The 13660-nt window shown below is 50.9% G+C and carries 13 protein-coding genes; 12 read left to right on the top strand and 1 reads right to left on the bottom strand.

Annotation, left to right across the window (positions count from 1 at the left end; all coding sequences use genetic code 11):
* Positions 1–86: 86 nt before the first annotated feature.
* On the bottom strand, positions 87–878 hold the full coding sequence (gene map, locus ACUY4Q_RS19865; RefSeq protein WP_458044405.1) for a type I methionyl aminopeptidase: 792 nt from the start codon (positions 876–878) through the stop codon (positions 87–89).
* 400 nt (positions 879–1278) lie between these two features.
* Between map and rpsB the strand changes: the two genes are divergently transcribed.
* The 12 genes from rpsB to fabZ all read left to right on the top strand — a co-directional run bounded on the left by rpsB (position 1279) and on the right by fabZ (position 13658).
* Positions 1279–2004, top strand: a complete 726-nt coding sequence (rpsB, locus tag ACUY4Q_RS19860) for a 30S ribosomal protein S2 (protein ID WP_437433359.1) — start codon at positions 1279–1281, stop codon at positions 2002–2004.
* 117 nt (positions 2005–2121) lie between these two features.
* Entirely contained in the window at positions 2122–2973 is an 852-nt protein-coding gene (gene tsf, locus ACUY4Q_RS19855; protein WP_437433358.1) for a translation elongation factor Ts, read from the top strand.
* A gap of 146 nt (positions 2974–3119) precedes the next feature.
* A complete protein-coding gene (gene pyrH, locus ACUY4Q_RS19850; RefSeq protein WP_035891961.1) occupies positions 3120–3845 on the top strand; it encodes a UMP kinase in 726 nt (241 codons plus the stop codon).
* A 151-nt stretch (positions 3846–3996) separates the two neighbouring features.
* Entirely contained in the window at positions 3997–4554 is a 558-nt protein-coding gene (gene frr / locus ACUY4Q_RS19845; RefSeq protein ID WP_458044404.1) for a ribosome recycling factor, read from the top strand.
* Between the two features lie 93 nt (positions 4555–4647).
* Positions 4648–5847, top strand: a complete 1200-nt coding sequence (gene ispC / locus ACUY4Q_RS19840) for a 1-deoxy-D-xylulose-5-phosphate reductoisomerase (RefSeq protein ID WP_458044403.1) — start codon at positions 4648–4650, stop codon at positions 5845–5847.
* Between the two features lie 182 nt (positions 5848–6029).
* Entirely contained in the window at positions 6030–6788 is a 759-nt protein-coding gene (gene ispU, locus ACUY4Q_RS19835) for a (2E,6E)-farnesyl-diphosphate-specific ditrans,polycis-undecaprenyl-diphosphate synthase (protein ID WP_458044402.1), read from the top strand.
* A gap of 12 nt (positions 6789–6800) precedes the next feature.
* Positions 6801–7658, top strand: a complete 858-nt coding sequence (cdsA, locus tag ACUY4Q_RS19830; RefSeq protein WP_458044401.1) for a phosphatidate cytidylyltransferase — start codon at positions 6801–6803, stop codon at positions 7656–7658.
* Positions 7659–7669: 11 nt separating this feature from the next.
* Positions 7670–9019 carry a sigma E protease regulator RseP gene (gene rseP / locus ACUY4Q_RS19825; RefSeq protein WP_458044400.1) on the top strand — a complete coding sequence of 450 codons (1350 nt, stop codon included), beginning with the start codon at positions 7670–7672 and terminating at the stop codon, positions 9017–9019.
* A 31-nt stretch (positions 9020–9050) separates the two neighbouring features.
* Positions 9051–11465 (top strand): outer membrane protein assembly factor BamA, encoded by a 2415-nt coding sequence (gene bamA, locus ACUY4Q_RS19820; RefSeq protein ID WP_458044399.1) that lies wholly within the window; start codon positions 9051–9053, stop codon positions 11463–11465.
* Between the two features lie 108 nt (positions 11466–11573).
* Entirely contained in the window at positions 11574–12068 is a 495-nt protein-coding gene (gene skp, locus ACUY4Q_RS19815; RefSeq protein ID WP_458044398.1) for a molecular chaperone Skp, read from the top strand.
* A gap of 3 nt (positions 12069–12071) precedes the next feature.
* Positions 12072–13100: a UDP-3-O-(3-hydroxymyristoyl)glucosamine N-acyltransferase gene (lpxD, locus tag ACUY4Q_RS19810; protein WP_458044397.1), complete on the top strand. Its 1029-nt coding sequence runs from the start codon at positions 12072–12074 to the stop codon at positions 13098–13100.
* A 102-nt stretch (positions 13101–13202) separates the two neighbouring features.
* Positions 13203–13658, top strand: a complete 456-nt coding sequence (gene fabZ, locus ACUY4Q_RS19805; protein WP_006173598.1) for a 3-hydroxyacyl-ACP dehydratase FabZ — start codon at positions 13203–13205, stop codon at positions 13656–13658.
* Positions 13659–13660: the final 2 nt, after the last annotated feature.

Raw genomic sequence — 13660 nt, 5'->3', positions numbered from 1 at the left:
TTACGGAAGAAATAAGCAAGTTTTCTGAGCGGGTCAATAAAAAAGCGGCCCCTTACAGGCCGCTTCATGAACGCATACGTAAGAGATTATTCCGCAGTGAGGATTGCCGGGATAGTGTCGTCTTTACGCAGGGTCAGGATCTCGCAACCGTTCTCAGTCACAACAATGGTATGTTCATATTGCGCTGACAGGCTGCGGTCTTTTGTTTTCACCGTCCAACCGTCTTTCATGGTACGGATGCGGTAATCACCGGCGTTTACCATCGGTTCGATGGTGAACGTCATGCCCGCCTGCAACACCACGCCGCCATCGTCCGCGTCGTAGTGCAGCACCTGGGGCTCTTCGTGGAAAACACGGCCAATACCGTGACCACAATATTCGCGTACAACGGAGAAACCTTCGCCTTCAACGTATTTCTGAATGGCAGCACCCAGCGTGCGCAGGCGAATGCCAGGTTTAACCATACGAAGGGACAAATAGAGGCTGTCCTGAGTGACGCGGCACAGGCGTTCGCCGAGAATCGTAGGCTTGCCTACGATAAACATTTTGGAGGTATCGCCGTGATAGTCGTCTTTAATGACGGTCACGTCGATGTTCACGATATCGCCATCTTTCAGCAGTTTTTCGTCATCCGGGATACCGTGGCAGACCACTTCGTTAATGGAAATACACACGGATTTCGGGAAACCGTGATAGCCGAGGCAAGCCGAAACTGCATGCTGCTCATTCACGATGTAATCGTTACAAATACGATCCAGTTCGCCAGTGCTTACGCCAGGTTTGATGTGTTGCTCGATCATTTCCAGCACTTCAGCGGCAAGGCGGCCAGCCACGCGCATTTTTTCGATTTCTTCTGGGGTCTTAATTGAGATAGCCATTGATTCTGTCCATCAGTGCCGATTTTCGACATTATTTAGTTCAAGTACCGCTAATGGTAACAGTCAGGCCCGCCCGCTGCCAAATTGAGAATCATTTTGCCAGGCGCCTTTTGTGCCGCATCCGTGTTCGAGGTGCTACGCTTTGCTGCGGGATGGCGCGTGTTTGTCACATGAAATTCACTGTTCAGCCGCGCGTTCTCCGTTAACAATGATTGGAGTCTGGCTGCTGTTTGTGGTATAAAGCGCGCCGGACTCACGTTCCTCTTCGGAACGAAGTCGACAAATCTCACTTTGTGTAAATAACACACACGTATCGACACATATTCCGGGGTGCCCTTAGGGGTCGGTAATATGGGATACGTGGAGGCATAACCCCAACTTTTATATAGAGGTTCTAATCATGGCAACTGTTTCCATGCGCGACATGCTCAAGGCTGGTGTTCACTTTGGTCACCAGACCCGTTACTGGAACCCGAAAATGAAGCCTTTCATCTTCGGCGCACGTAACAAAGTTCACATCATCAACCTTGAGAAAACTGTACCGATGTTCAACGAAGCTCTGGCTGAACTGAACAAGATCTCTTCTCGTAAAGGCAAAATCCTTTTCGTTGGTACTAAACGCGCTGCGAGCGAAGCGGTGAAAGAAGCAGCTAACAACTGCGATCAGTTCTTCGTGAACCATCGCTGGTTGGGCGGCATGCTGACTAACTGGAAAACTGTTCGTCAGTCAATCAAACGTCTGAAAGATCTGGAAACTCAGTCTCAGGACGGTACTTTCGACAAGCTGACCAAGAAAGAAGCGCTGATGCGTACTCGTGAACTGGACAAGCTGGAAAACAGCCTGGGCGGTATCAAAGACATGGGCGGCCTGCCGGACGCACTGTTCGTTATCGACGCTGACCACGAACACATCGCGATCAAAGAAGCAAACAACCTGGGTATCCCGGTATTTGCTATCGTTGATACCAACTCCGATCCGGACGGTGTTGACTTCGTTATCCCGGGTAACGACGACGCAATCCGTGCAGTTAGCCTGTATCTGAATGCTGTTGCTGCTACCGTACGTGAAGGCCGTTCTCAGGATCTGGCTGTTCAGGCGGAAGAAAGCTTCGTAGAAGCTGAATAATAAGGTCCATCCCTTATTAGTACCGAGTATGGATAGGGGCCACTTTTGGGCCCCTTTTTCACTTTTAAACCTGTCTGGCTGATTGCCGGGCAGGTCATCTCTCCCGAGGATTAAAGAATGGCTGAAATTACCGCATCCCTGGTAAAAGAGCTGCGCGAGCGTACTGGCGCAGGCATGATGGATTGCAAAAAAGCACTGACTGAAGCTAACGGCGACATCGAGCTGGCAATCGAAAACATGCGTAAGTCCGGTGCTATCAAAGCAGCGAAAAAAGCAGGCAACGTTGCTGCTGACGGCGTGATCATCACTAAGATCGACGGTACCTACGGCATCATTCTGGAAGTAAACTGCCAGACTGACTTCGTTGCGAAAGATGGCGGTTTCCAGGCATTTGCTAACAAAGTTCTGGACGCAGCTGTTGCTGGCAAAATCACTGACGTTGAAGTTCTGAAAGCACAGTTCGAAGAAGAACGTGTCGCGCTGGTTGCTAAAATCGGTGAGAACATCAACATCCGTCGTGTTGCTGCTCTGGAAGGCGAAGTGCTGGGTTCTTACCTGCACGGTGCGCGTATCGGTGTTCTGGTTGCGGCTAAAGGCGCTGATGAAGAGCTGGTTAAACAGCTGGCAATGCACATCGCTGCAAGCAAGCCTGAATTCGTTAAACCGGAAGACGTGTCTGCTGAAGTTGTTGAGAAAGAGTTCCAGGTTCAGCTGGACATCGCCATGCAGTCTGGCAAGCCGAAAGAAATCGCAGAGAAAATGGTTGAAGGCCGCATGAAGAAATTCACCGGCGAAGTTTCTCTGACCGGCCAGCCTTTCGTTATGGATCCGAGCAAAACTGTTGCTCAGCTGCTGAAAGAGCACAACGCTGACGTGACTAACTTCATCCGCTTCGAAGTGGGTGAAGGTATCGAGAAAGTTGAGACTGACTTCGCAGCAGAAGTTGCTGCAATGTCCAAGCAGTCTTAATAAAAAGAAGAAGCCGCCTGAGGGCGGCTTCTTTTTGCGCCCATCTTGTAAATTCAGTTAACCCTTATAGTGGTTGCGCTGAAAAGCGACGTACAATGTCGCCGGAATTAACTCATTTCAATCGTTGACAGTCTCAGGAAAGAAACATGGCTACCAATGCAAAACCCGTCTACAAACGTATTCTGCTTAAGCTGAGTGGTGAAGCTCTTCAGGGTACGGAAGGCTTCGGTATTGACGCAAGCATCCTTGATCGTATGGCTCAGGAAATCAAAGAACTGGTGGAACTGGGCATTCAGGTTGGTGTGGTGATTGGTGGCGGTAACCTGTTCCGTGGTGCAGGGCTCGCGAAAGCGGGTATGAACCGCGTTGTGGGCGACCACATGGGCATGCTGGCGACTGTGATGAATGGTTTGGCCATGCGCGATGCGCTTCACCGCGCCTATGTGAACGCCCGCCTGATGTCCGCTATTCCATTGAATGGCGTGTGTGACAATTACAGCTGGGCTGAAGCAATCAGCCTGCTGCGCAACAACCGCGTGGTTATCCTGAGCGCGGGTACAGGTAATCCGTTCTTTACCACCGACTCCGCAGCCTGTCTGCGCGGCATCGAAATTGAAGCCGATGTGGTACTGAAAGCGACCAAAGTGGATGGTGTCTTTACTGCCGATCCGGCAAAAGATCCTACTGCGACCATGTACGAGCAACTCACCTATACCGAAGTGTTGGATAAAGAGCTGAAAGTCATGGATTTGGCCGCATTTACGCTGGCGCGTGACCATAAGTTGCCTATCCGTGTCTTCAACATGAACAAGCCTGGCGCGCTGCGCCGCGTTGTGATGGGCGAAAAAGAAGGCACGTTGATTACGGAATAATTCCCGTAGGCAACAAATAAAGGTAAGATTCCGCTTTATAATTTAGCGATTGTGGCAGGCATCTTTCACGGTGCCTTGTACCGAACGAGACTATACTCACCACACTGGTGATGTATGGTTTGCCCGAGACAAGTTTTCAAGGATTCGTAACGTGATTAACGACATCAGAAAAGATGCTGAAGTACGCATGGAAAAATGCGTAGAAGCGTTCAAAACCCAAATCAGCAAAATTCGTACCGGCCGTGCTTCCCCAAGCCTGCTGGATGGCATCGTCGTGGAATACTACGGCACACCGACCCCGCTGCGTCAGCTGGCACAGGTCACGGTAGAAGATACCCGCACGCTGAAAATCAACGTATTCGACCGTTCAATGGGCCCGGCTGTTGAGAAGGCCATCATGGCCTCCGATTTAGGTCTGAACCCAAGCTCTGCGGGAACCGATATCCGCGTTCCGCTGCCAGCACTGACAGAAGAGCGTCGTAAGGACCTTATTAAAGTGGTTCGTGGTGAAGCAGAGCAGGGCCGTGTCTCCGTGCGTAACGTGCGTCGCGATGCAAACGACAAGGTAAAAGCGTTACTGAAAGATAAAGAAATCAGCGAAGATGACGATCGTCGTTCTCAGGACGATGTCCAGAAACTGACTGACGCAGCAATCAAGAAAATTGATGCGGCGCTGGCAGATAAAGAAGCTGAACTGATGCAGTTCTAAGACTGCTATCCATTAAAACGCCGTACAGAGAGCTGCCATGCGGCTTTGCTGACGGCGTTTTGCTTTTTATCCGCGCAATAGTGTGAGCGTTTCATGAAGCATATAACCCTTCTGGGCTCAACAGGTTCTATTGGTTGCAGCACGCTCGATGTGGTTCGCCACAATCCCGACCGTTTTTCCGTCACGGCTCTCGTTGCTGGTAAAAATGTTGCTCGTATGGTTGAACAGTGCCTGGAGTTCAGGCCGCGTTTCGCCGTGATGGATGATGAAGCCAGCGCGCGCGAATTGCGTACCACATTGCAGCAGCACAATAGCGGTACAGAAGTGATGAGCGGTCAACAGGCTGCCTGCGAAATGGCTGCGCTTGATGATGTTGATCAGGTCATGGCGGCGATTGTGGGGGCTGCCGGTCTGGTACCGACCCTTGCTGCCATTCGTGCCGGCAAAACCGTACTGCTCGCCAATAAAGAATCTCTGGTGACCTGTGGTCGTCTTTTTATGGAGGCGGTGCAGGCGAGTGGGGCGCAGCTTCTTCCGGTAGATAGCGAACATAACGCTATTTTTCAGAGTTTGCCGGAAACAATTCAACACAACCTGGGGTACGCTGATTTAAAGCAGAACGGCGTAATGTCGATTTTGCTTACCGGGTCAGGTGGCCCATTTCGAGAGACGCCTTTGTCTGAACTGGCCGCAATGACGCCGGATCAGGCTTGCCGCCATCCGAACTGGTCAATGGGACGAAAAATCTCCGTTGATTCAGCCACCATGATGAACAAAGGTCTGGAATACATTGAAGCGCGCTGGTTGTTTAATGCCTCTGCTCGCCAGATGGAAGTGTTGATCCATCCGCAATCGGTGATCCACTCCATGGTGCGTTATCAGGACGGCAGCGTGTTGGCACAACTGGGTGAACCGGATATGCGCACACCAATCGCACACACGATGGCATGGCCGGGTCGTGTGCCTTCAGGTGTGAACACCCTCGATTTCTGTAAGCTCAGCGCCCTGAGTTTTGCCGCGCCCGATTACGAACGTTACCCCTGTCTGAAGCTGGCGATTGATGCTTTTGCTGAGGGGCAGGCCGCAACGACGGCGCTGAATGCAGCGAACGAGGTGACAGTGGCAGCATTCCTGGCATCGACAATTCGCTTTACGGATATCGCTGCCCTTAATTTATCTGTGCTTGAACAGATGACGTTGTGTGAACCGCAAAGTATTGACGATGTTTTGGCCATAGATCGTATGGCTCGTGAAGTCGCACAAAAACAAGTGATGCGCCTCGCAAGCTGGTGATAATCCAGCCACTCTCAGTCATGCTATTTGTTAGCGTTAGGCTTCAGTGATATAGTCTGCGCACCCGATTGCCAGATTCATCTCTGGCTCTGAGGTGAAGCCGTGGTTAACACGGCTTTTTTGCGTAAGGGCTTTTGTATTCCTGAGTACCGCTAAATCCTTTTCAGGGACTAAAACGCGTTATGTTGTCTGCTAATCAACCAATAAGCGAAAATTTGCCTGCGCATGGCTGCCGTCATGTTGCAATAATCATGGACGGCAATGGTCGCTGGGCGAAGAGACAAGGGAAAATCCGTGCCTTTGGGCACCGAGCGGGCGCGAAATCGGTTCGCCGTGCGGTCTCTTTCGCCGCAAACAGTGGAATCGATGCGCTGACGCTGTATGCGTTTAGTAGCGAGAACTGGAATCGTCCGCCGCAAGAAGTGACCGCGTTGATGGAACTGTTTGTGTGGGCATTAGATAGCGAAGTTAAAAGCCTGCACCGTCACAACGTGCGTTTACGGATTATCGGTGACACAAGTCGTTTCAATACGCGTTTGCAGGAGCGCATTCGTAAAGCGGAGGCGTTAACGGCTCAGAATACCGGGCTGACGCTAAATATCGCGGCGAATTACGGCGGACGCTGGGATATCGTACAGGGAGTACGGCAATTGGCCGTTCAGGTTCAGGAAGGGCTGTTGCACCCTGACCAAATTGATGAAGAGGCGCTGAGTCAGCAAATCTGCATGCATGAACTGGCTCCCGTAGATTTAGTGATTAGGACTGGTGGGGAACATCGCATAAGTAACTTTTTACTTTGGCAAATTGCTTACGCCGAACTTTACTTTACAGATGTTCTTTGGCCCGATTTCGATGAACAAGACTTTGAAGGTGCGCTGCATGCCTTTGCCAATAGAGAGCGTCGCTTCGGCGGCACCGAGCCCGGCAGCGACAATGCCTGATGGGGGTAGCTTTTGCTGAAGTATCGCCTGATTTCCGCGTTTGTATTGATTCCTGTTGTCATCGCAGCGCTGTTTTTGCTGCCGCCGATGGGTTTTGCGATTGTGACATTGGTCGTTTGTATGCTGGCTGCATGGGAATGGGGGCAACTGAGCGGTTTCACCTCCCGTACACAACGCGTCTGGCTCGCAGTGTTATGCGGCTTTGTACTGGCTGCCATGTTGTTAGCTATTCCAGAGTACCATCATAATATTCATCAGCCCGTTGTTGAGCTCTCTCTTTGGGCATCATTGGGCTGGTGGGTTGTCGCGCTGCTGCTGGTGTTAGGTTATCCGGCATCAGCGGGAGTCTGGCGACATTCGAAAATTCTGCGTCTGATTTTCGGCATCCTGACGATTATTCCCTTTTTCTGGGGCATGCTGGCATTACGCGCCTGGCACTATGATGAAAACCACTACAGCGGTGCGTTGTGGTTGTTATACGTTATGATTCTGGTCTGGGGTGCGGACTCTGGCGCTTACATGTTTGGTAAACTCTTCGGTAAACATAAGCTTGCACCGAAGGTTTCACCGGGTAAAACCTGGCAAGGATTTATAGGTGGTTTGTTTACTGCCGCGATAATCTCCTGGGTATACGGTGCGTGGGCGAACCTTGAGGTTGCCTCCTCAACCTTATTCATTTGTTCCGTTGTTGCAGCACTGGCATCAGTGCTGGGCGATTTAACGGAAAGTATGTTCAAGCGTGAAGCGGGAATTAAAGATAGTGGTCATCTAATTCCGGGTCATGGCGGTATACTGGATCGCATCGACAGCCTTACGGCAGCAGTACCTGTTTTTGCTTGCCTGTTATTGCTGGTTTTCAGGACGATTTGACGGAAGGTTTTATGCTGAGCATTCTCTGGAATCTGGCGGCGTTTATTGTTGCGCTTGGTGTGCTCATTACTGTGCACGAATTTGGCCATTTCTGGGTTGCTCGCCGTTGCGGCGTCCGGGTTGAACGCTTTTCTATTGGTTTTGGTAAAGCGCTCTGGCGTCGTTACGATAAGCAGGGCACTGAGTTTGTTGTCGCCCTCATTCCCCTCGGCGGCTACGTCAAAATGTTGGATGAGCGCGTTGAACCGGTAACGCCGGAGATGCGCCACCATGCTTTCAATAATAAGACGGTCGGCCAGCGTGCAGCGGTTATTGCTGCCGGCCCGATTGCCAATTTCCTGTTTGCTATTTTCGCTTATTGGCTGGTGTTTATCATCGGCGTCCCTGGCGTTCGTCCGGTTATTGGTGAAATAACACCCGATTCCATCGCTGCGCATGCTCAAATTACGCCCGGAACGGAACTTAAAGCAATTGATGGTATCGAAACGCCTGATTGGGATGCAGTACGTTTACAGCTGGTGTCAAAAATCGGTGATAAACAGACTACGCTCAGTGTGGCACCGTTCGGTAGCGAAGGCCGTCAGGATAAGGTTCTTGATTTAGGCCAGTGGCACTTTGAGCCTGACAGAGAGGATCCTGTCGCCTCATTGGGGATTCGTCCTCGTGGTCCGCAGATCGAACCGGTGCTTGCTGAAATACAATCAGGTTCTGCTGCAAGTAAAGCAGGTTTGCAAGCTGGCGACAGGATCGTTAAAGTCGATGGTCAGCAATTAACGCAGTGGATGACGTTTGTCACTCTGGTGAGAGATAATCCGGGCACACCGCTAGCGCTGGACATCGAAAGGCATGGGAGTTCCTTGTCTTTAACGCTGATACCGGATACAAAGCCGGGTAGCAAGGCAGAAGGGTTTGCGGGTGTTGTGCCAAAAATCATTCCGCTGCCAGATGAATACAAGACAGTACGCCAGTACGGGCCGTTCAGCGCCATTGTCGAGGCCACGGACAAGACATGGCAGTTAATGAAGTTGACGGTCAGTATGTTGGGGAAATTGATAACCGGTGACGTAAAACTGAACAACCTCAGTGGGCCGATTTCGATCGCTCAGGGGGCTGGGATGTCAGCAGAGTTCGGGGTGATTTACTACCTGATGTTCCTCGCCTTAATCAGCGTGAACCTCGGGATTATCAACCTGTTTCCACTTCCTGTCCTGGACGGGGGGCATCTGCTGTTTTTGGCGCTTGAAAAGCTGAAAGGTAAACCGGTATCCGAGCGAGTTCAAGACTTTAGCTACCGCATTGGCTCGATTTTGCTGGTGTTGTTAATGGGGCTTGCACTTTTCAATGATTTCTCTCGGTTGTAAGAGAGTTTGTTAGGAAGAACGCATAATAACGATGGCGATGAAAAAGTTGCTCATAGCGTCGCTGCTGTTTAGCAGCGCCACCGTATACGGTGCTGACGGGTTCGTAGTGAAGGACATTCATTTCGAAGGCCTGCAGCGTGTCGCCGTTGGTGCGGCCCTCCTCAGTATGCCGGTCCGTCCAGGCGATACGGTGAATGATGAAGACGTCAGTAACACCATTCGTGCCTTGTTTGCCACTGGTAACTTCGAGGACGTTCGCGTACTCCGCGACGGTGATACCCTTCTTGTTCAGGTAAAAGAACGCCCAACAATCGCGAGCATCACTTTCTCCGGCAACAAAGCGGTGAAAGATGACATGCTGAAGCAGAATCTTGAGGCCTCTGGCGTACGTGTTGGCGAATCACTCGATCGCACCACGCTCGCCGATATCGAAAAAGGGCTGGAAGATTTCTACTATAGCGTGGGTAAATACAGTGCCAGCGTGAAGGCTGTCGTTACTCCACTGCCGCGCAACCGTGTTGACCTCAAACTGGTCTTCCAGGAAGGCGTTTCTGCGCAGATCCAACAGATCAATATTGTCGGGAACCATGCGTTCAGCACCGAACAGTTGATCTCCACCTTCCAGCTTCGTGATGAAGTTCCCTGGTGGAACGTGGTCGGCGATCGTAAATATCAGAAACAGAAACTGGCGGGCGATCTCGAATCCCTGCGTAGTTACTATCTGGATCGTGGCTATGCGCGTTTTAATATCGATTCCACACAGGTGAGCCTGACGCCGGATAAAAAAGGCATCTACATCACCGTTAACGTGACGGAAGGCGATCAGTACAAACTCTCTGGCGTTCAGGTTACTGGCAACCTCGCGGGTCACTCTGCTGAGATTGAAAGCCTGACGAAGATTGAGCCGGGCGAGCTGTATAACGGCGCCAAAGTGACCAAAATGGAAGATGAAATTAAAAAGCTTCTGGGTCGCTATGGCTATGCCTACCCGCGCGTTCAGTCACAACCGGAAATCAACGACACGGATAAAACCGTTAAGCTGCATGTGAACGTGGATGCGGGCAACCGCTACTACGTGCGTAAAATTCGCTTTGAAGGCAACGATACCTCCAAAGATGCCGTGCTGCGTCGTGAAATGCGTCAAATGGAAGGTGCCTGGTTAGGCAGCGACCTGGTGGATCAGGGCAAAGAGCGTCTGAACCGTCTGGGCTACTTCGAGACCGTTGATTCCGAAACGCAACGTGTGCCAGGTCGTCCGGATCAGGTGGATGTCGTTTATAAAGTGAAGGAGCGTAACACCGGTAGCTTCAACTTCGGTGTGGGCTACGGCACGGAAAGCGGCGTAAGCTTCCAGGTCGGTGTTCAGCAAGATAACTGGTTGGGTACGGGTTATTCTGTTGGTATCAACGGTACCAAGAACGACTACCAGACCTACTCCGAATTCTCCGTTACCAACCCGTACTTTACGGTTGATGGCGTGAGTCTCGGCGGTCGTATCTTCTACAATGACTTCAAAGCTGATGATGCAGACCTGTCCTCCTACACCAACAAAAGTTACGGTGTGGATGGCACGCTTGGCTTCCCGATTAACGAATACAACACCCTGCGTCTGGGCTTAGGCTACGTCCATAACGACCTGTCTAACATGGAACCGCAAGTGGCGATGTGGCGTTATCTGGATTCTGTCGGCCAGACATCCAGCACGACCAGCGATAACAATGGCTATAATGCCAATGACTTCACCTTCAACTATGGTTGGACATATAACAACCTTGACCGCGGTTATTTCCCGACTAAGGGTTCGCGCGTCAACCTGAACGGTAAAGTGACGATCCCTGGTTCGGATAACGAATTCTATAAAGTCACGGTAGACACGGCGTCCTACTTCCCCATTGATGAAGACCATAAATGGGTTGTTCTGGGACGTACTCGTTGGGGTTATGGCGACGGTTTAGGCGGCAAAGAGATGCCGTTCTATGAGAACTTCTATGCCGGTGGTTCAAGCACTGTTCGTGGCTTCCAGTCCAATAACATTGGTCCGAAAGCGGTGTACTACGGTGGAAGCGGCCTGGATAACTGTAATACGACCTCGGCGAAATACTGTAGTTCTGATGATGCCGTCGGTGGTAACGCAATGGGTGTTGCCAGCCTCGAATTCATTACGCCAACGCCGTTTATCAGTGAAAAATATGCAAACTCGGTACGTACATCCTTCTTCTGGGATGCCGGTACCGTGTGGGACACCAACTGGCAGGATACTGCTGATATGAAAGCCCTGGGTGTTCCGGACTATAGTGACCCAAGCAATATCCGTATGTCTGCGGGTATCGCATTACAATGGATGTCCCCATTGGGGCCGTTGGTATTCTCCTACGCCCAGCCGTTTAAAAAGTACGATGGAGACAAGGCAGAACAGTTCCAGTTTAACATCGGTAAAACCTGGTAACGTACCGCTGCGATGGAATGCATGATGTAGTGATGGTTGGGCGGTGATATTCACCGCCCGCCAACGAACGGTACCTCTTGGTACAATTGGGATGGTGAGGAGTTTATTGTGAAAAAGTGGTTATTAGCTGCAGGTTTCGGTTTAGCAATGGCATCTTCTGCTCAGGCAGCTGACAAAATTGCTGTGGTAGATATGAACAGCCTGTTCCAACAGGTTGCGCAGACTTCCGGCGTTTCTCAGACAATGAAAAACGAATTCGGTAGTCGTGCCAGCGAATTGCAGCGTCTGGAAACTGACCTGCAGACCAAAATGCAGCGCTATCAGCGTGACGGTTCTACCATGAAAGCGGCAGATCGTTCCAAACTGGAAAAAGACATCCAGGCACAACGTCAGTCTCTGGCGCAGAAAGGCCAGGCCTTCGAGCAGGATCAGGCTCGTCGTTCTAACGAAGAACGTGGCAAGCTGATGACACGTATTCAGGCTGCAGTGAAGAAAGTGGCTGCGGATCAGAACGTGGACCTGGTTATCCCGGCTAACGCTGCTATCTACAACAGCAGTGACGTTAAAGACATCACCGCTGATGTACTGAAACAGGTTAAATAAGTAATGCCTTCAATTCGACTGTCTGATTTAGCTCAACAGTTGGATGCAGAACTACACGGTGATGGCGATCTCGTCATCACCGGCGTTGCGTCCATGCAATCTGCTAAAGCAGGTCAAATCACCTTCATGGTTAATCCTAAATACCGTGAAAACCTGAATGACTGCCAGGCGTCTGCTGTCGTCATGACGCAGGACGATCTTCCTTTTGCCAAAAGCGCTGCCTTGATTGTGAGAAACCCTTATCTCACCTATGCACGTTTGGCCCAAATTCTTGATACCACGCCGCAGCCGGCCGAGCACATTGCACCGAGTGCAGTGATCGATGCGAGTGCGAGCTTGGGTAACAACGTTTCCATTGGTGCTAATGCCGTTATCGAATCCGACGTTATCCTGGGTGATAACGTGGTCATCGGCCCGGGTTGCTTCGTTGGGAAAAAGACGAAAATTGGTGCAGGTTCGCGTTTGTGGGCCAATGTCACCATTTACCACGAGATTGAGATCGGCGAAAATTGCCTGATTCAGTCCAGCACGGTGATCGGTGCTGATGGTTTTGGTTATGCGAATGATCGCGGAAATTGGGTTAAGATCCCGCAACTTGGTCGGGTGATCATTGGCGATCGCGTTGAGATTGGCGCCTGTACAACCATTGATCGTGGCGCACTCGATGACACGCGTATTGGTAACGGCGTTATCATTGATAACCAGTGTCAGATTGCACATAACGTTGTGATTGGCGACAATACTGCCGTTGCGGGCGGCGTCATCATGGCGGGTAGTTTGAAAATTGGCCGTTATTGTATGATTGGCGGTGCCAGCGTTATCAATGGGCATATGGAAATTTGCGACAAGGTCACCGTAACGGGGATGGGGATGGTAATGCGTCCTATCACTGAGCCTGGCGTCTATTCCTCGGGTATCCCGCTGCAACCAAATAAAGTGTGGCGTAAAACCGCTGCGCTGGTAATGAACATTGATGATATGAGCAAGCGCCTCAAAGCTGTTGAGCGCAAGGTCAATAAAGAAGACGAATAGCTCGCTCATTAACACCTAAACTTCGCGGCCTGTAGGCATTCTCATGATTGCCTCGGGCCGTGTTATTATTGCCTTTTAGTATATTTAGACAGGAAGAGTATTTTGACTACTGACACTCATACTCTGCACATTGAAGAGATTCTGGAGCTTCTGCCGCACCGTTACCCGTTTTTGCTGGTAGACCGTGTGCTGGATTTTGAAGAAGGTCGTTTTCTGCGCGCAGTGAAAAATGTCTCCGTAAATGAGCCGTTTTTTCAGGGACATTTCCCTGGTAAACCCATCTTCCCAGGCGTGTTGATTCTGGAAGCGATGGCGCAGGCAACGGGTATTCTGGCGTTTAAAAGCGTCGGAAAACTGGAGCCGGGAGAGCTCTACTATTTCGCAGGTATCGATGAAGCGCGCTTTAAGCGCCCGGTGGTACCTGGCGATCAAATGATCATGGAAGTCACCTTTGAGAAGACGCGCCGTGGACTGACTCGCTTTAAAGGCGTTGCAACGGTTGACGGTAAAGTTGTTTGCGAAGCTACTATGATGTGTGCACGTAGCCGGGAGGCCTGATA

It is taken from the genome of Phytobacter cepae (assembly GCF_054165735.1).
The sequence above is the reverse complement of the archived record's forward strand: the minus strand, read 5'-3'. Positions and strand labels throughout refer to the sequence as shown.

What these genes read in the sequence shown, in the direction of transcription:
- map (WP_458044405.1), bottom strand. Translation starts at nt 878, where the DNA reads ATGGCTATCTCAATTAAGACCCCAGAAGAAATCGAAAAAATGCGCGTG.
- lpxD (WP_458044397.1), top strand. Translation starts at nt 12,072, where the DNA reads ATGCCTTCAATTCGACTGTCTGATTTAGCTCAACAGTTGGATGCAGAA.
- ispC (WP_458044403.1), top strand. Translation starts at nt 4,648, where the DNA reads ATGAAGCATATAACCCTTCTGGGCTCAACAGGTTCTATTGGTTGCAGC.
- rpsB (WP_437433359.1), top strand. Translation starts at nt 1,279, where the DNA reads ATGGCAACTGTTTCCATGCGCGACATGCTCAAGGCTGGTGTTCACTTT.
- bamA (WP_458044399.1), top strand. Translation starts at nt 9,051, where the DNA reads ATGGCGATGAAAAAGTTGCTCATAGCGTCGCTGCTGTTTAGCAGCGCC.
- rseP (WP_458044400.1), top strand. Translation starts at nt 7,670, where the DNA reads ATGCTGAGCATTCTCTGGAATCTGGCGGCGTTTATTGTTGCGCTTGGT.
- ispU (WP_458044402.1), top strand. Translation starts at nt 6,030, where the DNA reads ATGTTGTCTGCTAATCAACCAATAAGCGAAAATTTGCCTGCGCATGGC.
- tsf (WP_437433358.1), top strand. Translation starts at nt 2,122, where the DNA reads ATGGCTGAAATTACCGCATCCCTGGTAAAAGAGCTGCGCGAGCGTACT.
- pyrH (WP_035891961.1), top strand. Translation starts at nt 3,120, where the DNA reads ATGGCTACCAATGCAAAACCCGTCTACAAACGTATTCTGCTTAAGCTG.